Genomic DNA, 17,894 nt, shown 5'->3' on the forward strand with positions numbered 1-17,894 from the left:
GCGGCGGCTCCTACTAGATTTTCCTCTTCCGGCTTTGCCTCCCTTGGCGTCAATCCGCTTTCTTCTCCAGTTGCGGCTCCGCTTTCCAGGCTCCGAATCCGCCGCTCTTGAGAAACCGACGACCCGTCCATAAAACTCTGGGTTGCACATCGGAAGTCAGTCCAGACTGCCGGATTGCAGGGGCCAACGGCATGTTCGACCTCGACGCACCGGCAGAGAACATCGGCGTCCTCACGAAATGGCTGGCGGGTCAGCACCGGCCCGAACATCTGTATAGAGGGCAGACGAAGGACTACCCCGTCATGGTGCCGTCCATTTTTCGGCCTCTGGTGGCCGATCTCTCGGACGCTTCGCCCATCGCCAAGATCGATGCGGGCCGGCTCGGCAATTTTGCTCCACAGGCCGCAGCCCGGCTCGAGATGCTGAATCGCGTTATCGGCATAGCCGGCATTGGCCTCGGCAATATCATCGCCCAGCAATATGGCCTCACCTCCGAGTCTCTCGACGTTACTGAAAGCATCGATATCGCGAGCTTCTTCGCGACACGTCGGTACCCGAGCTACACTCACGTGGAAGATGGTATCGGTGTGATCTACCGTTTCGACTCCAGCGCGGGGCGGCGGTTGCGGTTTCCATTCACGCTCTCGAATCTCGATGACCTTTTCGAGCGCGGAAAGTCCGACGCAGGCTTCTTCGACTTCTTCGTCAAGAAAACCGAAATGGACCGCATTTTCGATCGTGATCGATGGTTCGGCTTCCAAGAGGGGGAGGAGAAAGTCGTATCCGCGATATCGTTCGCGACGAGTTGGCAGGACCTCGAAGAAGCGATCGACGCGCGACAGGCCGACCTTGCACGGCCGGGCCAAGCCGCGACAAGCCAACTCGCCCGCACGATAGACGCACTGGATTGGGGACGAACCCGCTTCGCCGCCCAGCGAGGCGGATTCATACGTCCCGCGATCTTCTGGAATTCCCTGGTCCCGAAGGACTACAGCCTCATCAACACACGCCAGGAAATGGCGCGCGCCTATGGCGGCGTGTCTCTCCGGTTTGACGGGGGATCAGATGAGCAGGGACCCATCAACGCTTTGCCGCTCATTATTCCGTCCTCGGCGATCAAGCAGACCATCGTAGGAGTCGAAAACCTTCGTTCACGTGCAGACTGCCAGGCCTTCTTCTTCCAGCATGGGCCGAGACGTGCTGCGCCCGTTTTCCGGCGGGGTCTTTGGCCCGAGCCATCGGAAGATCCCCTCTATGGCGAGCTTTGGAACCTCGCCATTCGAATGCTGATCCGTCGCCATTTTCCAAACGACATACCGCCGGTCGACGACCCCGATCACGGGCTGCTCGACCGCGGGTACCGCGTGGCAGGCGAGAAAGCGACCCGCGACGCGCGTGAGATCGAGGACATCTACCGCGGGCAACTCGAGGACGCGGAAGAGGCAATCGCAGCTCATGGGCCGACATCGACACGTTACGCGGCCAAGGGTTGGGCGTTGTTTCAGCTTGGCCGGCGCAGGGAAGCGCTGAGGGCTCTCGCCGAGGGCCTGCGCGCTGACCGGACCGATATCGATCTGCTCATAGGCTTGGCCGAGCTTCTCCGGGCGGCGAACAAGCCGAGATGGGCGGGGAAGGTCATCGAACATGGCGGTCGGATCGATCCGGACAGTCTTCGCGTCATCGAGGCTCTCGCAGACGCGCAGATGGACGCGTTAGATTTTGCCGGCGCTGCGGGCACGGTCGATCGCGGCTTGGCCCTTGCGGATGAAAGCCTGGACTGGCGAGAGCGAGCTCGGTTCGTCGTCCTGCGGATCGCGCTGGCGGAGCTTCTCGGCGAACAGGCGCTTTCCACACAGTTGCGCGATGTTGCTCGGAAGGCCGACATCGACATCGAAGAAGCCCATGAGCTTGTCCTGAAACTGCGTGCGCTCAAGGCGCGATCAGACAATGCGGGCGCCGGCCCTCAACAATGAGGAGCGGTGCGGCGAGAGCATCTTTATCGTTCGATGGAAAAGCCCCGCGTCGGGAGAACGCGGGGCTTCGGGCCGCCTGCTTGTCGGCTTGGGGAGCGTGGCGGGCGGCCGGGGCTGTCGGCGGCTCGGGAGAGACCGCCGGCCGAACCGGCGCGGAGACAAGGGGGAGCGTTCCGCGCCGTCCGGGTTCCGGAAAAGGGGTTAGAAGGGCAGCAGGATATCCATGACCTGCTGGCCGTAGCGCGGCTGCTGGACATCGGTGATCTGGCCGCGGCCGCCATATGCGATGCGTGCCTGGGCGATCTTGGTCGACTCGATCGTGTTGTCCGATTCGATGTCCTCGGGCCGGATCACGCCCGCGACGATCAGCTCGCGGATCTCGAAGTTGACGCGGATCTCCTGCTTGCCCTCGATCACGAGGTTGCCGTTGGGCAGGTTCTGCGTGACGACCGCCGCGACATTGGTCGCCAGGGTCTCGGAACGGTTCACCGAGCCGGCGCCCTCGCTCGACCCTTCCGAATCCAGCTTCAGCAGCGAGGACGACTTGGCCCCGTCCGGCAGGAACTTGTCGAGCTTGTTCTCGAAGCCGAAGGTGTTGTCGGCGCCGAAATCCTCGCCGTTCTTGCGGCTGCGCTTCGTCGTGTTGTTGAGCTGGGCCTTGTCGGTCACCTTGACCTTGACGGTGACGAGATCGCCGACATTGCGGGCGCGCTGATCCTTGAAGAAGGCGCGCGATCCGGTGCGCCAAAGCGAGTTCGGCGCATAGGAAGCGTGCTCCATCGCCGGCATCGGCATCTGCACCGGCTTGTAGCCCTTGGCGGCGGTCGGATCATCGACCGGCGACAGCGTCGGCGCCTGGCCGACATTGGCGAGGCGGTCGCCGATGCCGCAGGCGCCGAGCGAGGCGGTGAGCATCAGCAATGCGGAGAGCTTGGCGAGACGATGCGCGTACATGGCGGTTTCCATGGCTGTCACTGGGCGCTTGCGATGCGGCCGGCGGCGGAGGGCTGGACGGAAACCCGCCCGGGGCCGCTGACCTTGCCTTGCAGCACGCGCTTGGATTGAGGATTGGTGACGGAGACGACGTCGCCCATCGCGCCGGCCTCGCTGGCCCGGCCACGGAGCGTGATCAGCAGCCCCGGTGCCTCGTAGACGATGGTGACGAGGTCGCCCTTGGTGACGATCTCCTCGCGCTGGACGTCGCCGCTGCGCAGCGGCACGCCGGCGAGCAGAGCCCGGCGCGCGACCTTGTCGATGGCGGCGCGGGCGTCGCCGATGATCTCGCCGCCCTGCCCGTCGCGCGGGCGGCGCTCGACCACGACATCGTCCTTGCCGAGCGTCTCGCCGCGAGTGATCAGCCGCTTCGGCACGACGACCTCGACGGTCTCGACGAGCTGGCCGGAGATGCGCAGCGGCTTCAGCCGCATCGCCATGCTGCCGGGCACCGCAAGCCGGGCCTGAAGACGGCGCGAGCGGGCATCGAAGGAGAGGTCGAGGACGCTGACGTCGCCCGTGAGCTCGGGCTCGACCGCGATGGACGGAGCCCCGCCATCGATCGACAATGCGAAGACACGGGCATCGACGCCGAAGCGCTCCTGCAGCCCGACCTTTACTGCCGCCTCGAGGTCCGAGGCGGTGATGCGGCGCGCGGTGCGGGTCACGACGACCTGTGCGAAGCCTTGGCTCTCCAGCTCCGAGACCTCGCGGACGATGCCGGCGGCTCGGGCGGCCTCGACGATGCGCGCCACCTGGATAGTGCCGGTCTCGCCCAGGCCCGGTGCCCGGAAGGCGGCGGTCGCGGCGGCTTCGCTGGCGAGGCCCGGAATGAGATCGCCGAAGGTGACGAGGTCGCGCGCCAGATTGATCTCGGGACGCAACTGCAGCTTGCGCGGCAGCGTGGCGGCGGGAGCCACAGGGGTGGAGGCGGCAGCGGATGCGACCGCCACTGGCGCGGGTTGCGGATGATGCTGGCTCTGCTGAGGCGCGGCCAGCGCGGCGGCGCTCGACAGCAACAGGGCGGCGAGGGAGAGGCGGATCATGATGCGAAGCCCTCCGTCAGCCGCGGAACATCTGAGTCGTCGCCGACATCATCTGGTCGGCGGCGGTGATGACTTTGGAGTTCATCTCATAGGCGCGCTGCGCCGCGATGAGGGAGGAGAGCTCCGTCACGGCCTGGACGTTGCCCTCTTCGAGGTAGTTCTGCTGCAGCGTGCCGAAGCCCTCGCCGCCGCCGAAGCCATCGATCGGCTGCCCCGACGCTGCGGTCTCGATGTAGAGGTTGTCGCCGATCGACTCGAGGCCGACCTTGTTGACGAAGCGCACGAGCTGGATCTGGCCGAGCTGCTGCGGTGCAGTCTGCCCCGGCATCATGGCTTCGACGATGCCCTGCGCGTTGATGCTGACGCTGGTGGCGTTGTTGGGCACGGTGATGCCGGGCTCGACCTGATAGCCGTCGCGGGTCACGAGCTGCCCCTGTGAGTCGAGGTCGAAGGAGCCGTCGCGGCTATAGGTGGTGCGGCCGTCCGGCATGCGGACGCGGAAGAAGCCCTCGCCGCGGATGGCAAGGTCGTAGGGCTTCTCGGTCGGGCTGATATTGCCCTGCGTCATCACGCGGCCGGTCGAGACCGTCTTGACGCCGGAGCCGATGAAGGTGCCGGCCGGAGCCTGGGTATTCTGATCCGAAGTGGCCGAGCCGGCGCGCCGGAAGTTTTCGTAGAGCAGATCCTGGAAATGGACCTGCTGGCGTTTGTAGCCGGTGGTCCGGACGTTGGCGATGTTGTTGGAGATGACCTGAACGTTCATCTCCTGGGCCATCATGCCGGTAGCGGCTGTCTGCATGGCGCGCATGGTGCTGGCTCCTTTCCGCTATCAGGCCTGCTGGTCCGCCAGGCGCGTGATCGCCCGGCTGCGCAGCTCATCGGATTTGCTGATCATGTTGGCGACGCTCTGGTAGTTGCGCTGCACCTCCATCAGGCGGGTCAACTCGACCACGGCCTTGACGTTCGAGCGCTCGATCGCGCCGGGCTCGAGCCTCGCCTCGGGGCCGGCGGCCTGGGCGGCGACCGTCGAGGAGAACAGGTTGGTGCCCTCGCTGACCAGCGCGGCCGGATTGGCGAAGCGGACCTGACGAAGCTTGCCGCGCGTGCCCTGGTCGCTGCTCACCGTGCCGTCGGCGGCGATGCGCATCGCAAATTCGCTGGAGCCGAAGGCGATCGGGCCGGATTCGCCCATCACCGGCAGCCCGGTCTGGGTGACGAGCCGGCCTTGCCGGTCGATGCTCAGCGATCCCGCCCTTGTATAGCGCTCGCCGTTCGGCGTCTGCACGACGAGGTAGTTGTCGCCCTTCAGCGCGACGTCGAGCGGGTTGCCCGTGAGTTCGACCGCGCCCTGCGACAGGTCGAGCGGCGTGCCGTTGTCGATGACATAGGATAGCGGCCGATCGGTCGGCTTGAACGCATCCGCCTTTGCGCCCGGCATGATGAATTCGTTGAAGCGCGCGTTGCGTGCCTTGAATCCATTGGTGCCGACATTCGCCATGTTGTTGGCGATGACGTCCAGCTCGCGCGCCAGAGCCACCTGGCGCGACAGGCCGATGAGAAGCGCGTTCTCCACGGCTCAACTCCCGATCATGTCCCGCGGCAACCTCGACGCTCCCCAGCGCAGTCGCCACGGCAGACTTCCCGCAATCGCCGTGCCAGCATGGTTAATTTCAACAAGATATTGAAATCAAAATGATTATCCTTCTGGAAGGAGCTCTCGGAAGCCCGGCACGACCTGCAAAATCGGCAAGAACGACCCGGCAAATTCTGCCGCCCTTAACGACGCGTTAACCGTGATTGGCGAAGGTGAGCCATGGACGGCAGAACGCCGCCCGACGGCCGGGATGCGGAAGAGATGGCGAAGAAAGCCAAGACGGAAGAAGGCGCCTCAGGCGAAGCGGCGCCGAAGAGCAAGAAGAAGCTCTTCATCATCGGCGGCGTCGTGCTGCTGGCCGCGGCCGGCGCAGGCGGCTGGTTCTTCCTGAAGAAGCCCTCTGCCGAACAGCTTGCCGCCGCCGAAGCCGCCAAGCCGAAGAAGCCCGCCACCTTCCTCGAGATGAAGGACATGATGATCGGCATGTCCAATGGCGGCCAGCAGGACCGCCAGCCGGTGATGAAGATCAAGGTCGTGCTCGAGATCGGCGATGTGAAGGTCTCGGAAGAGGTCAAGCCGCTGCTGCCGCGTGTCGAGGACGCCTTCCAGGTCTTCATGCGCGAACTGCGCCCCTCCGATCTCGAAGGCTCGGCCGGCATGTACCGGTTGAAGGAGGAGCTGCTGCGCCGCGTCAACCTGACGGTCTACCCGGCCAAGGTCGACGCCGTGCTGTTCAAGGAACTGCTGGTGCAGTGAGCCGGGATACCCTGAGCTCCGGAACGAGATGACGGCGGAACGATGAGCACCGAGCGCGACAACCCCGCACTGGCCGACGAGCCGCTGACGCCGGAAGGCATGGCGGCCGGCTGGACCACGATGCCTGATATCGTCGAGGAGGATGGCGAGCAGGAAGGCGGTACCGACCGCCTGATGTCGCAAGAAGAAATCGACACGATGCTCGGTTTCTCCAGCGGCGACGACAAGGATGGCCGCAACGGCATCCAGGCGATCGTCGATTCCGGCTCGGTCGCCTATGAGCGCCTGCCGATGCTCGAGATCATCTTCGAGCGTCTCGTGCGCCTGCTCTCGACCAGCCTGCGCAACTTCTTCACGGACAATGTCGAGGTCACGCTGGAGAGCATCCGCTCGGTGCGCTTCGGCGACTACATCAACTCCATCTCGCAGCCGGCGCTGCTCTCGGTATTCAAGGCCGAGGAGTGGGACAATTTCGGCCTGATCACCATCGAATCGGCCCTGACCTATTCGGTTATGGACGCAATGTTCGGCGGCAAGCGCGGCCAGCCGGCGCCGCGCATCGACGGCAGGCCGTTCACCTCGATCGAGATCCGCCTGATCCGCCGCGTCATCGGGCTGGTGCTGAGCGACGCGGAAGCTGCCTTCAAGCCGCTTTCGCCCGTGAGCTTCACCGTCGACCGCGTCGAATCCAACCCGCGCTTCGTCTCGATCTCCCGCCCCGCCAACGCCGCCATCCGGGTCGAGCTGAAGTTCGACATGGAGGGCCGCGGCGGCGCGCTGCACATCCTCCTGCCCTACGCGACCATCGAGCCGATCCGTGAATTGCTGCTCGAAAGCTTCATGGGCGAGAAGCTGGGCCGCGACCCCATCTGGGAGAACCATCTCGCGACCGAAGTCTGGCAGGCCGATGTCGACGTCACCTGCGTGCTGCACGAGACGCAGATGCCGCTGAAGCGCGTGATGAAGCTCGAGATCGGCGACACGCTGATGTTCGACAGCCGCCCGGACTCGACCGTTTCTCTGCGCTGCGGCGACTTCATCGTCACCGAAGGACGGATCGGACGTGTCGACGACAAGATCGCCGTCCAGGTGACCAGTCCGCTCCGGCGTTCGAAGACGACGCTCGCCGCCTTCGACAGCCTCGCCAGCCATCTCGGCGCCACGACCTGAGCAAGGATGCCATGACGATCAATCTCATCGCCGACGTGCTTGTCGCCAGCCTCCTGGTCGCCACCATCATCACCTGCTTCATCCTGACCAGGCGTATCGAGCGCCTCAAGGCCGACGAGGCCGGGATGCGCCAGACGGTTGGTGCCCTCATCACCGCCACCGACAACGCCGAGCGCGCCATCGCCGGTCTCAAGCACACGCTGGGCGACTGTGATCGCACGCTGGAAGAGCGCCTGCGCACGGCCGAGCGCTACGCCGCCGATCTCGCCGCCCAGGTCGAGGCCGGTCAGGCCGTGATGGAGCGCATCGGCCAGATCGTCAGCGCCGCCAGCCTCGTCGACGCCAAGTCCGGCCCGGACGCCGCACCGGCTGCCGAGCCGGTGCCCGCGCCCGTCTCCCGCCTTGAAAGCGCGGCCCAGTCCGCCGCGGCCATCCGCGCCCGCGCCGCCCGCCGCCTCGAGGAACAGGCTGCGTGATCGAAAGACCCCGCCTCCTGCCGGCAGTGATCCTCGGCGCCATGGGACTCCTGGCGCTGAAGCTGCTTGCCTGGACGGCGGAGCCCGCACCCGGCAAGATTCCGCCCGATCCACCGGTCTTCGCCAATGCCGCCGGCGGCAAGCCCAAGGCGGAGAAGGAGGTCTGGGGCCTGGCGAAGATCATCGCGCGCGCCCATGCGCCGGACTTCTTCGATCCCGAGACCACAGGTTCCGTTCCGGCTCCCGACCCCAAGAAGGAGCAGGAGAAGAAGGACGCCGAAGCGAAAGCCGAGGCCGCCCGCGCCGCCAACCCCAACAACAAGGCCGGCATCATGAACGGCACGGCCAAACCTATGTCTCCGTCGGAGAAGGCCATCCTCGAACGGCTCGGCGAGCGCCGCGAGGAGCTCGACAGCCGGATGCGCGAACTGGAGATGCGCGAGCGCCTGCTGGATTCGGCCGAGAAGAAGCTCGACGGCCGCGTCGGCGATCTCAAGACCCTCGAGGAAAAGGTCACCCCTGGGGCGAAGGCCGCCGTCGAGGAAACGAAGGCGATCAAGAACCTCGTCATCATGTACGAGGCGATGAAGCCGAAGGATGCCGCACGCGTCTTCGACAGGCTGGGTCTCGAAGTCCTCGTCCCGGTCGTCCAGCAGATGAACCCGCGCAAGATGTCCGAAGTGCTCGCTGCGATGTCTCCGGAACGCGCCGAGAAACTCACCATCGCGCTGGCGACCAGCGGCCGCATGCCGAGCTTCGAGCGCGTGGCGAACGAAGCCGCCCTGCCCGGCAACGAACTGCCCGCGATCGCGCCTGCCCCACAGCGCTGACCCCTCGAATTCGGCTCGCCGGCACCCGCCGCGTTAAGACCGCATTATGGTTGACGCGCTAGCGTGCCCGAGGGCCGTTGCGTCTGCCGGATGCGACGGACCCGCTGTTGCGTTGGGTCGAGTATTCCGGTTTGCCTTTGTCGCGTTCCCTCGCCTTCGGTATCGGGCTGGCCGCTCTCGCGCTCGCCGCCGGCCTCGACGCGCCCGCGCTCGCCGCCGGCGCGACCTTGCGCGGCGAGACGATGCCGGCGGGCTTCGGCCGCCTGTCCCTTGCCTTCGAGGAGCCGACGCAGACCCGCATCCGCGTCGCAAACGGCGTGCTGATCGTCGCCTTCGGCAGCCCCGTGCAGGTCGATGTCGCGCGCATCGCCCGCGACATGCCCAACTATGTTTCGGTCGCCCGTATTGATCCGGACGGGCGCGGCATGCGCTTCGCTCTGACCCAGCCCTACAAGGCGAACCTGATCGAGGCCGGCGACAAGGCCTTCATCGACCTGCTGCCGCAGAACTGGGCCGGCGTGATGCCCGGCCCCCCGCCGGAAGCCATCGCCGAACTGACCGAGCGGCTGCGTCTGGCCGAGGCGAAGGCGAAGGCGGCTGCGCGCCAGCCGCCCGCGCCACCGGCCGTGCTGACGATGCGCTCGGCCAGCCTGCCGACGCTGGAGCGCCTGATCTTCAAGGCGCCTTCCGAGACAAATCTCGCCAGCGAGCTTTCGGACGGCATGCTCAAGCTCGTGTTCGACAAGCCGATGAATGTCGAGGCGGCCGAGATCCGCACCGCCTTGCCGCCCGACGTCGCGCTCGCCGGGCTGGATGCCGGCAAGGAGGCGCTCACGCTGACCCTCTCCATCCCGAAGGAGTGGCAGGTCCGCACCTTCAACGACGAGACCGGGCTGGTCGTCGACCTGCTGCGGCCCGCCAAGACGGCAGCGCTGTCGCTCCCGGATATCGACAAGCCCCAGCCTCCCGCCGCGCCGACACCCGCCCCGTCCTCCGCGGGGCCTGCCGCGAAGCCTGCCGCCGCTCAGCCGGCGATGCCCGCCCCGCAGCCGGCGGCCGCGACGATCGCTCCAGAGCCGCCTCCGGGGCCCGTCGCCATCACGGCCGGGGATAACCGCCTCGATTTCCGCTTTCCCCGCCAGACCGGCGCCGCAGCGTTCCTCGACGCCGGCCTGATGACGCTGGTCTTCGATACCCGCGACACCATCGATCCCGCCCGCCTCACCGGCTTGCTGCCGAAGCTGATCGAGGACAGTTCGGTGAGCCGCGAAGGCCGGATCACGCTCGTGCGCCTGCGCCTCGCCGGCCAGCCGCTCGCCCGCTTCTTCGACGACGGCAACGCCTGGTCGCTCGATCTCGGCGGGGATGCCGGCAAGCCCGCCGCCCCGGTCGAGCCGCAGCGCAGCATGGACGAACGCGGCCAGACCATCGTCGCCGTGCCGCTCGCCGGCCTGACCGGTATCCATTGGCTGGAATCCGGCCCCGCCGGTCTGCCCGTCGCCGTGGCCACCGCGATCGGCCCGGTGCATCTGACGCCGAAGCCCTATCAGTTCGTCGAGTTCGGCCTGCTCCAGACCGCGCAGGGCCTTGCCGTCCAGCCGCGCTCGGACGATGTCGCCGTCCGGGCCGGCACGGAGCAGGTCCGCATCGGCCGCACCGGCGGTCTCAGCGTCTCGCTCGACGTCGCCGAGCCCGCCAGGCAGCAGGAAGCCAAAGTCGAGAAATCCGATTTGCCTCCGCTGCTCGATGCCGATGCCTGGGCGAAACTGCGCCTCGGCAATCTGCGCGACCGAGCCCGAGCGCTGATGCTCGACGTCACCGACGCTTCGCGCGGCCGCAAATCGGAGGCGCGGCTGACGCTCGCCCGCTTCTACGCCGCCAACGGCATGATGCCCGAAGCCGCTGGTCCGCTTGGAGCGATGCTGGCCGACGACACGGCCATGCGCGCCAACCGCGAGGCGCTTTTCCTGAAGGGCGTCGTCGCTGCGCAGATGCACCGCAATCAGGATGCGATCGCAGCCTTCGATGCCGAGCTGATCAAGGACGACATCGAGACCGGGCTCTGGCGCGCCCTGGTTGAGCAGCGCCTGAACCGGAACGCCCAGGCTCTGGTCGGCTTCCGCAGGGCCGAGGCCACGCTCGACCGCTACCCCGCCGATCTTCAGGGCGAGTTCCGCGAGGCGATGGCGCGGGCCGCACTCGCCATGCAGGACATGGGCATCGCCGAGCGGCAGGTCCAGGCGCTCGCGGACATGCCGCGCGGTAGTTTCGACCAGGAGCGTCTCGCCTTGCTGCAGGCCATGCTGGACGACGCCAGCGGCCGGCCCGAAGCGGCGATGAACGGCTACAAGTCACTGTTCGAGGCCAAGAGCCGGCCCGTCGCGGCGGAAGCCCAATTGCGCGCTGTCAGGCTGGCCGACGCCGAGAAGCGAACCGATCTCAAGCCCGAGGAGGCCATCGCCCGGCTGGAAACGGTCTCGGTGATCTGGCGCGGCGGGCGGCTTGAGATCGAGGCGCTGGCCGAGCTCGGCCGGCTCTATGGCGACCAGCAGCGCTGGCGCGACGCTTTCATGGTTGCGCGCCGGGCGAACGAGAACTTCCCCGACGATCCGCTGACCCGGCGCATGCATGACGAGACCGCGCAGCGCTTCGCCGAGCTGTTCAGCGGTTCCGGGCTCGGCAACCTGCCCCGGATCGAGGCCTTGGCGCTGTTCTATGACTTCAAGGAATTCCTTCCGATCGGCCGGCGCGGCGACGAGATCACCCGCCTGCTCGGCGACCGGCTTGTCGAACTCGACCTGCTCGATCAGGCGGCAGAGATCCTGCGCTATCAGATGGATCGCCGCCTGAGCGGGGCTGCCCGCTCCACGGTCGCCGCCCGGCTCGCAATGATCGACCTGATGAACGGCAAGCCGGCCGAGGCCGTCCGTGCGCTCAATGCGACCCGGCTCGTCGAACTGCCCGCCGACGTCAAGCGAGCCCGGCTGCTGTTGGAAGCCAAGGCGCTTTCCGATCTCTCCCGCACCGACCAGTCGCTGGAGATGCTCGAGAGCGAGCGTGGCGTCGAGGTCGACCGGCTGCGCGCCGATATCTACTGGACCGGACGCCGCTGGCGCGAGGCCGGCGAGGCCTATGAGCGCCTTCTCGACGAAAGCTGGCGCGGCGACTCAGGCCTGACCGACCCCGAGCGCGCCGACGTGATGCGGGCCGGCGTCTCCTATGTGATGGCGAACGAGGCTTTGTCGCTCGATCGGCTGCGCAGCAAGTTCGCGCCGAAGATGGCGCGTAGCGCGGATGCCCGGACCTTCGCCTTCGTCACCGGCGCCAATCGCTCCCGCGCCGCCGACATCCGCGAAATGGCGCGCGCCACCGCCAATGCCGATACGGTCTCGGAATTCCTGAAGGCCTATCGCGAGCGCTATCCCGGCCTCTCGGCCGCGATCCGCAAGCCACCGCCGCAGCCTGACACCCTGCCCTCGCCTGCGCAGGGCGCGACGGCAGACCCGGCGACGCCGCAACGCAGCTGAGTTTCCCGTCATTCTCGGGCTTGGCCCCGGCATCTCGCGACGAACGAGGCTCCTGCGCTTCGTCCTGCCGGGGGTTCTCGGGTCAAGCCCGAGTAAGACGCTCTTTTGCCTATCCCGGCCCGGAATTCGTATCCTCGCCGCGCGCCCTGGCGCGCAGCACGAATTGCAGGTTGCGAATATAGACGAAGACGCCGAAGCCCTGCCCGAGGATGAAAACCGGGTCGCGCCGGTAGAGCGCATACATCAGCAGCAGCGCGCCGCCGCCGATCGAGAACCACCAGAAGGTCATCGGCACGACCGAGCGCCCGGCCTTCTCGCTCGCCAGCCACTGCACGACGAAGCGCATGGTGAAGAGGCCCTGCGCGACGACACCGAGCAGCACCCACCAGTCGATTTTGTTGACGAAGACATCGTGGAAATAATTCCCGATGGTCTGCTGCAGGTCGATCAGCATCACATCGTCTCCGAGATGATCTGCGGCACGCGCTTGCGCCGCCGGATCAGCCACCAGACGCCGGCGAGGTCGAGGATGCCGACCCAGAGCCGGTCGAAGAAACCGTAATTCGAGACGCCCGTCAGCCGCGGCCGGTCGCGCACATCGGCATGCAGCACCTGATAGCCCTCCCGCGCCATCAGCGCCGGCATGAAGCGGTGCAGCGCATCGAAGTAAGGCAAGGCGAGATAGGCCTCGCGCCGGAAGCACTTCAGCCCGCAGCCGGTGTCGCGCGTATCGTCCTTGAGCACGCGTCCGCGCACGCCATTGGCGATCTTCGACTGCCAGCGCTTGAAGCCGGTATCCTTGCGCCCGACGCGCTGGCCCTGCACCAGCCCGGCATGCAGCCCGCCCTTCTGCAAGGTCGCCACCATCTCCGGCAGGAAAGAAGGGTCGTTCTGGCCGTCGCCGTCGAGCGTCGCCACGATCGCGGAACGGGCATGGCGCACGCCACTGCGCACCGCCGCGCTCTGCCCGCAGGATTGGGCATGGGTGACGACGCGCAGCCAGGGCCGCGTATGCGCCAGTTCCGCGAGCGCATCGGCGGTGCCGTCGGTCGAGCCGTCATTGACGTAGACGACTTCGAAGGGGCCGATCGCCGCGCAGGCCTTCTCGATATCGGCGACAAGCGGCGCGATGTTGCCGACTTCGTTGCGTACGGGCACAACGACGCTGAGCAGCGGGTGGGAAGAGGTTTCGGTCAAAACGGCATCATCCGGAAAAACGGCCCGCAAACTGCGTCAGCTCAGTCGATAGGGCAAGGGTTTCTCAACCCGGCTCCCTGGCGAAGACGGCGATATCGAGCCTGCGGCCGCCATTGAGGTTGAAGCCGCGGATCGTCGTGAGCAGGCGCGGCTTGACCGGCTGCGACGCAATCGCGGCTTCGAACTCACCCGCGTAGCGCTTCTCGACGAAGGCGACGCGGCAGCCGGGCTGGTTCAGGAAGGCGGCGGCCTGCTCGCCGCTGGCCGCCATGGCGAGATTGGTGCCGGTCAGGAAGACGAGGCTCGGCTCGCGATAGCCCAGCGTCAGCACGGCCGGATCGGGACAGGCTGCCCGAGCCGCCTCGGCGAGCCGCGGCGAGAGCTTGAGCGAGCGCAGGCTTTCGATGGCGAAAGGATAGACCGAAGCCGTCAGCAACAGGCTCGCCAGCACGCAACGCCAGAGCGCGCCCTCGAGGTCGAGCCGCCCGAACGCAGCGATGATGCCGATGGCCACGGCCAGCACCAGCGCGAAGCCGGGCAGCGCCAGCCAGGGCAAGGTCTGGTCGAGCGTCCAGTTGCCGTAGAGAATGACGCCCATCAGCGCCAGCGGCACGATCAGGACGAGGCAGGCCGTCGCCACGGCACCGCGCCGGTAGCGGTCGATGCCGCCATTGATCACCGCCAGCAGCAGCAGGGCCGTGATCGCGGGATAGAGCGGCAGCACGTAATGCGGCAGCTTGGTCGGCACCGCCTCGAACACCAGCCAGGACGGCACGATCCAGGCGATCAGGAACAGGATTTGCGGCTCCCTGCGCCTGACCCAGGCGAAGGGCACCGCCATCGCGGCGAAGGCCGCAGCCGGCCAATAAGTCGCGAAGAAGACGAGGAGATAGAGCCCCGGCGGTCCCCAATGCTTCTCCTGCCCCTCGGAGACCTTCCCGAGCATGTCCTGCCCGACGCTCTCGGCAAAGAAACTGCCGCCGGTCTTGAGCATGATCGCGACGAACCAGGGCAGCGCGACGACGAGGCAGAGCAGCAGCCCCGGCCCGAAGCGCAGCGGCTTCAGCCAGCGGAAGGAGCGCTGGCTTGCGCTCAGCACGAGGATGGCGAGCCCCCAGACCATCGGCACGATCGGCCCCTTGATCAGAAGTCCCAGCGCCGTGGCGCCCCAGAACACCAGCCAGTTGCGCCGGTCCGGCACGAAGGCGAGCGAGCGCGTCCAGTCGAGCCAGGTCCGCGCCAGCGCGCCCATGCTGGCGACGGCGCAGGCGGCGAGCACGGCGTCGGTCTTGGCGATCCGGGCCTCGACGCCGAGCAGCACCGCCGCCGCCATCAATGACGCACCGAGCAGCGCGTAGCGCCGCGCCAGGAAGGCGAGCAGCGCCCAATAGCTCAGCAGCACCGTCGCGATCGCGCCGATGAGCGAGGGGATGCGATAGAGCCAGACCTGCGTGCGCGCCTGCGGCACGCCGAGCGCCTCGCCGGCCTTCACCGCGGCACTCTGCAGCCAGTAGATCCCGACCGGCTTCTTGTGGCGGGCTTCGTCCTGGAAGCGGATATCGACGAAATCGCCGGTCTCCAGCATCTGCTTGCTGGCCTGCGCGAAGCGCGGCTCGTCGCGGTCGAGCGGCTGCAACGTGCTGAAGCCCGGCAGGAAGGCGGCGAGCGAGAGCAGCAGCAGGAACGCGCAGACGCGCGCATGACTGGCCGTCAGGAACGTCGTCAGCCGGTCGATCGCTGGCGTGAGCGAAAACATCATCCATCCTCGCGGCCGTCGGGCCGCGCTCATGTCGAAACCGGCATGGCCGGGAACGCCGCGGGGATGCCGGGCCTTTCGGGCACGATCAAGGCGAACCGCGGCGGTTTACGCTGCGGGGCGCGAGCCGGCAAGCATAACGACCCATGCCGCACCATCCCGCTCGTGACACGACGGCGAGATCTAAGGCCAGGGGCGGCGGTTGCGGCTGCTGTTTCGACCGACCCGCCTCCCTCGTCGCCCTTCGACGATCGCGGTGGCGGGCGCCACTGCGGAGCGCTATCGAGAAACATGGCCGCTTCGCGTTCGCTCCTGCCGTATCTGAAGACCACCGCGCTCGTCGCCCTGGCCACGGCACTGGCTGGCATCGCCGTCTGGTTCGCCCCGCTCGACAGCGTCTCGGCGATCTACATGCTGCCTGTGCTCATTGCAGCGGTGCGCTACGGCACCGGCCCGGCAGTCATGGCCGCCTTGCTCGGCGCGTTGATGACGACGCTCTTCTATCCGCCGCTCTTCAGCGTCCTGGTGTTCGAGCCGCCGCAGATCATCGACCTGACCACTTCGCTGGTCGTCGCCCTCACCGTGGGGCAGCTCGCCGGCAAGCTGAGGCGGCAGATGCTGCAGGCGACGGAACGCGAGCAGACGATCAGGCGCATCTACGAACTCAGCAGCACGCTCGCAATCGCTGCCGATGTGGAAGCGGTTTATCGCATCGTTGCCGAGCAGGTGTCGCAGGCGCTCGGCAGGCCGGCGGCGCTGTTCGCCATGTCCGGGCCAAGCCGCCTCGCGACGGTTCATTCGCCGTTCGCTCCGGACAACACCGAAGCCCTGGCCGTGCGGGCCAGGGAACTTCTCCTGAAGGCGCCCGGCCCGTCGTCGACGCTGGCCGTCGAGCTGCCGGACGGCGGACACTGGCTGCTGTGCCGGCTGGCGGGCACGGACGAAGCCCGCGCGGTCGTCGCGGTCGAGGTCGGCACGTCTGGCGACACCCTGGAAGGCCTTCCGGAGCGCCTGCAGACTGTCCTCGCCGAAGGAAACCGTTCGCTCGAACGGCTCGGGCTCTCCCGGATCCTGGAGGAGCGGCGCCTGCGGCAACGCACGGACGCCTTACGGGACATCCTCGTCGAATCGGTCTCGCACGAGCTGCGCACGCCGCTGGCCGGCATCATGGGGTCGGCCAGCGTGCTAGCGACAGCTCCGGGGCTCGACGACCAGCCGGAGCTTCTGGCCTTGGCGGGCGGAATCGAGCAGGAGGCCGGCCGCCTCGACCGGCTGATCCAGAATGTTCTCGACCTCGGGCGCATCCGCGCAGGCGCGCTTCAGCCCCGGCTCGACACGGTCGATCCGCTGGACATCGTCAACAATGCGCTCGATCTTGCTGCGAGCCGCCTGCACGGTCATACCGTCCGGCGTGAATTTGACATGGAACTGCCCCTCGTCAGCGTCGATCCGGTGCTCGTCGCCCAGGCATTGGTGAATGTGCTGGAGAACGCCGCCAAATACACGCCTGCGGGCGGGACGGTCGCGGTTTCCGCGGCGAGGGAAGACGATGCGATCATCCTCGCCATCCGGGACGAGGGCGCGGGCCTCGCCTCGGGCGAGTCCGACATGATCTTCGAGCGCTTCCATCGGGGCGATCGCCATGCCGACATCGCCGGCGGCAGCGGTCTGGGCTTGACGATTGCGCGCGTTTTCGTCGAGGCCTGTGGCGGGCGCATTGCCGCCACGAGCCAGGGGCCAGGATTGGGCACGACCATACGGATGGTCCTGCCGGTTGCGGAAACGGGGCAACGTGACCTTGATGACGAGTGATACGGCCGCCACGACGAACCTCGCGACGGGGCCGCTCGTCCTCGTCGTCGATGACGAGGCGCCTATCCGCCGCTTCCTGCGCACCGGGCTGGAGATGCACGGCTTCCGCGTGGCCGAGGCCGAGACGGCCCGGCAGGCCCAGGAAGAGGCCGTGATGCGCCAGCCCGATCTCGTCGTCCTCGATCTCGGGCTCCCCGACGCCGATGGCGCAACCGTGGTCGATGCGCTGCGCGGCTGGTCGAAAGCCCCGATCATCGTCCTGTCGGTGCGCAAGTCGGAAGCGGAGAAGGTCAAGCTCCTGGAGAGCGGCGCCGATGACTACATCGTCAAGCCGTTCGGCATGGCGGAACTGCTGGCGCGGGCCCGCGTGGTGCTCCGGCGCGCCGTCCGCCAGGAAACGACGGAGCCCGTCGTCAAGGCGGGCGGGCTGTCGATCGACATCGCGCGCCGCCTCGTCAGCCGCGATGGGACGACGATCATACTTTCGCCCAAGCAGTTCGCGCTGCTGCGCATCCTCGCGGTCCATCACGGCAGCGTGCTGACCCACCGCCAGCTGATGCGGGAGCTTTGGCCACAGGAGCCGGACGAGGACGTCCAATACCTGCGTATCCTGATGAAAAAGCTGCGTAACCGCATCGAGCCCGATCCGGCCCGGCCAGCCTACATCGTCACGGAGCTTGCCGTCGGCTATCGCCTGCGCACGCAGGAACAGCTCATAGCCGCCGGCTATGTGGCGGCTATGGATTGAGCAACAACCCGTCATG

15 protein-coding genes are annotated in these 17,894 nt (G+C 67.1%); 8 read left to right on the forward strand and 7 right to left on the reverse strand.

Annotated elements, in window-relative coordinates; all coding sequences use genetic code 11:
• Positions 1-191: 191 nt before the first annotated feature.
• Complete coding sequence (locus AC1DVA_RS01820; RefSeq protein ID WP_476804787.1) at positions 192-1,973, forward strand: hypothetical protein; 1,782 nt, start codon at positions 192-194, stop codon at positions 1,971-1,973.
• 201 nt (positions 1,974-2,174) lie between these two features.
• Here AC1DVA_RS01820 and flgH read toward each other — a convergent pair whose 3' ends face one another.
• From flgH to flgF, 4 genes are read right to left on the reverse strand one after another with little or no spacing between them, the layout of a single operon-like run.
• Positions 2,175-2,927 carry a flagellar basal body L-ring protein FlgH gene (gene flgH / locus AC1DVA_RS01825; RefSeq protein ID WP_265053974.1) on the reverse strand — a complete coding sequence of 251 codons (753 nt, stop codon included), beginning with the start codon at positions 2,925-2,927 and terminating at the stop codon, positions 2,175-2,177.
• A 17-nt stretch (positions 2,928-2,944) separates the two neighbouring features.
• Complete coding sequence (gene flgA, locus AC1DVA_RS01830; RefSeq protein WP_476804788.1) at positions 2,945-4,012, reverse strand: flagellar basal body P-ring formation chaperone FlgA; 1,068 nt, start codon at positions 4,010-4,012, stop codon at positions 2,945-2,947.
• Between the two features lie 16 nt (positions 4,013-4,028).
• Positions 4,029-4,820, reverse strand: coding sequence for a flagellar basal-body rod protein FlgG (gene flgG / locus AC1DVA_RS01835; RefSeq protein WP_476804789.1), 792 nt, complete (start codon positions 4,818-4,820; stop codon positions 4,029-4,031).
• Positions 4,821-4,841: 21 nt separating this feature from the next.
• Entirely contained in the window at positions 4,842-5,585 is a 744-nt protein-coding gene (gene flgF / locus AC1DVA_RS01840; RefSeq protein ID WP_265053977.1) for a flagellar basal-body rod protein FlgF, read from the reverse strand.
• A gap of 240 nt (positions 5,586-5,825) precedes the next feature.
• Here flgF and fliL point away from each other — a divergent pair, with 240 nt between their 5' ends.
• The 5 genes from fliL (at position 5,826) to AC1DVA_RS01865 (ending at position 12,365) form a co-directional block, all read left to right on the forward strand.
• Positions 5,826-6,362, forward strand: a complete 537-nt coding sequence (gene fliL, locus AC1DVA_RS01845; RefSeq protein ID WP_320109559.1) for a flagellar basal body-associated protein FliL — start codon at positions 5,826-5,828, stop codon at positions 6,360-6,362.
• 42 nt (positions 6,363-6,404) lie between these two features.
• Positions 6,405-7,532 (forward strand): flagellar motor switch protein FliM, encoded by a 1,128-nt coding sequence (gene fliM / locus AC1DVA_RS01850; RefSeq protein WP_442864997.1) that lies wholly within the window; start codon positions 6,405-6,407, stop codon positions 7,530-7,532.
• A gap of 11 nt (positions 7,533-7,543) precedes the next feature.
• The gene (locus AC1DVA_RS01855; RefSeq protein ID WP_476804790.1) at positions 7,544-8,008 is read left to right on the forward strand and encodes a DUF6468 domain-containing protein; all 465 of its coding nucleotides are present in this window, start codon (positions 7,544-7,546) and stop codon (positions 8,006-8,008) included.
• The gene (locus AC1DVA_RS01860) at positions 8,005-8,838 is read left to right on the forward strand and encodes a MotE family protein (RefSeq protein WP_476804791.1); all 834 of its coding nucleotides are present in this window, start codon (positions 8,005-8,007) and stop codon (positions 8,836-8,838) included. The genes AC1DVA_RS01855 and AC1DVA_RS01860 overlap by 4 nt, the downstream gene beginning before the upstream one ends.
• Before the next feature lie 107 nt (positions 8,839-8,945).
• Entirely contained in the window at positions 8,946-12,365 is a 3,420-nt protein-coding gene (locus AC1DVA_RS01865) for an ATP-binding protein (protein WP_476804792.1), read from the forward strand.
• Positions 12,366-12,474: 109 nt separating this feature from the next.
• On the opposite strand, the gene AC1DVA_RS01870 is transcribed toward AC1DVA_RS01865, so the two are convergent.
• From AC1DVA_RS01870 to AC1DVA_RS01880, 3 genes are all read right to left on the reverse strand, one after another.
• Positions 12,475-12,819, reverse strand: coding sequence for a lipid-A-disaccharide synthase N-terminal domain-containing protein (locus tag AC1DVA_RS01870; protein WP_265053981.1), 345 nt, complete (start codon positions 12,817-12,819; stop codon positions 12,475-12,477).
• The gene (locus tag AC1DVA_RS01875) at positions 12,819-13,562 is read right to left on the reverse strand and encodes a glycosyltransferase family 2 protein (RefSeq protein ID WP_476804793.1); all 744 of its coding nucleotides are present in this window, start codon (positions 13,560-13,562) and stop codon (positions 12,819-12,821) included. Before AC1DVA_RS01875 ends, AC1DVA_RS01870 begins: the two co-directional genes overlap by 1 nt.
• 64 nt (positions 13,563-13,626) lie before the next feature.
• Positions 13,627-15,318, reverse strand: coding sequence for an ArnT family glycosyltransferase (locus AC1DVA_RS01880; RefSeq protein ID WP_476804794.1), 1,692 nt, complete (start codon positions 15,316-15,318; stop codon positions 13,627-13,629).
• Between the two features lie 291 nt (positions 15,319-15,609).
• On the opposite strand from AC1DVA_RS01880, the gene AC1DVA_RS01885 reads away from it, so the two are divergent.
• Together AC1DVA_RS01885 and AC1DVA_RS01890 are read left to right on the forward strand one after the other, a co-directional pair.
• Positions 15,610-17,130 (forward strand): sensor histidine kinase, encoded by a 1,521-nt coding sequence (locus AC1DVA_RS01885; RefSeq protein WP_476804795.1) that lies wholly within the window; start codon positions 15,610-15,612, stop codon positions 17,128-17,130.
• Positions 17,120-17,878, forward strand: coding sequence for a response regulator (locus AC1DVA_RS01890; RefSeq protein WP_265053985.1), 759 nt, complete (start codon positions 17,120-17,122; stop codon positions 17,876-17,878). The genes AC1DVA_RS01885 and AC1DVA_RS01890 overlap by 11 nt, the downstream gene beginning before the upstream one ends.
• The last annotated feature ends 16 nt before the right edge of the window (positions 17,879-17,894 follow it).

It is taken from the genome of Allobosea sp. P4_C6, assembly GCF_056402015.1.

Excerpts from the sequence above, each read along its gene's own strand:
- AC1DVA_RS01890 (WP_265053985.1), top strand. The coding sequence starts at position 17,120 with ATGACGAGTGATACGGCCGCCACGACGAACCTCGCGACGGGGCCGCTC.
- fliM (WP_442864997.1), top strand. The coding sequence starts at position 6,405 with ATGAGCACCGAGCGCGACAACCCCGCACTGGCCGACGAGCCGCTGACG.
- AC1DVA_RS01885 (WP_476804795.1), top strand. The coding sequence starts at position 15,610 with ATGGCCGCTTCGCGTTCGCTCCTGCCGTATCTGAAGACCACCGCGCTC.
- AC1DVA_RS01820 (WP_476804787.1), top strand. The coding sequence starts at position 192 with ATGTTCGACCTCGACGCACCGGCAGAGAACATCGGCGTCCTCACGAAA.
- flgA (WP_476804788.1), bottom strand. The coding sequence starts at position 4,012 with ATGATCCGCCTCTCCCTCGCCGCCCTGTTGCTGTCGAGCGCCGCCGCG.
- AC1DVA_RS01855 (WP_476804790.1), top strand. The coding sequence starts at position 7,544 with ATGACGATCAATCTCATCGCCGACGTGCTTGTCGCCAGCCTCCTGGTC.
- flgH (WP_265053974.1), bottom strand. The coding sequence starts at position 2,927 with ATGTACGCGCATCGTCTCGCCAAGCTCTCCGCATTGCTGATGCTCACC.
- flgG (WP_476804789.1), bottom strand. The coding sequence starts at position 4,820 with ATGCGCGCCATGCAGACAGCCGCTACCGGCATGATGGCCCAGGAGATG.
- AC1DVA_RS01870 (WP_265053981.1), bottom strand. The coding sequence starts at position 12,819 with ATGCTGATCGACCTGCAGCAGACCATCGGGAATTATTTCCACGATGTC.
- AC1DVA_RS01880 (WP_476804794.1), bottom strand. The coding sequence starts at position 15,318 with ATGTTTTCGCTCACGCCAGCGATCGACCGGCTGACGACGTTCCTGACG.
- fliL (WP_320109559.1), top strand. The coding sequence starts at position 5,826 with ATGGACGGCAGAACGCCGCCCGACGGCCGGGATGCGGAAGAGATGGCG.